We start from the raw sequence: 811 nt of genomic DNA on the forward strand, positions 1-811 counted from the left end.
GCGTCCACCCGGTCCTCGTCGAGCACGGCCACGTGCCGATCGTACAACCGAATGGTTGTACGTTGTCAAGGTCAGGCGTCGGGGAACCAGTAGTCGAGTGTCTGCTCGACCCCGCCCCAGTCGATACCCATCCAGTCGGTGAAGAAGCCTTCGATGTTGCCGAAGGCGCTGTACACAAGTGCCACAATCGAATTGAACAGGGCGTCTATCCCGGCGCTGTCGAGCAACCCGCTACTGAAGGCGTTGAGCCAGGCGCTGAACTGGTCGATGTCACCGGAGATGTCGATGTTGGTGAGCATGCCGTCGGTGCTTGCGATGTGGTTGGCCACCTGTTCGGGGGTGAGCCCCAGATACATCATGTGCTCGTAGAACAAGCCGAGCTCGGAGGTGGAGGTGGGGTCGGTGACCGGGTCGCCGGGGATCGTGTAGTCGGTTACCGCGAACCAGTTGTTCGGGGTCTGGACGCCGGACAGCAGAGCGGTGTCGAAGAAGTCGGGGGAGGAGGCCCCGCCCCCGTCCAGCGACGCGGTGTCCGCCCCCACCGGATTGCCGATGAACACGAAGTGCAGCAACTCCGGGGGGACGCCGTCGTGGGCCAGCTGCGCCATCGCGATCGACCCGGCGGTGGCGCCCTGCGACCAACCGAAGACCCACAGTGGGTGGTCGGCATCGTAGGCGTCGGGGTTGGCATCGAGTTCGGCGTGCACCGCCCGCACGATCTCGGCGGCCCCGACAAAGCTGCTGTGGCCCTGCTGGATCAGCGCTGGGGTGGACAGCACCCGCAGCGGCGCGTCACAGTCACCGGAGCCGA

Annotated in this window: 1 protein-coding gene; it reads right to left on the reverse strand. The window is 65.4% G+C overall.

The window, feature by feature from the left end:
- Window positions 1-71 precede the first annotated feature (71 nt).
- Window positions 72-811, reverse strand: a 740-nt coding sequence (locus tag A5694_RS06195) for a PE-PPE domain-containing protein (RefSeq protein WP_064920967.1), incomplete at its 5' end; no start/stop codon positions are given.

Origin of the sequence: Mycolicibacter sinensis (assembly GCF_001667945.1) — a bacterium.
Lineage (GTDB): Bacteria > Actinomycetota > Actinomycetes > Mycobacteriales > Mycobacteriaceae > Mycobacterium > Mycobacterium sinense_B.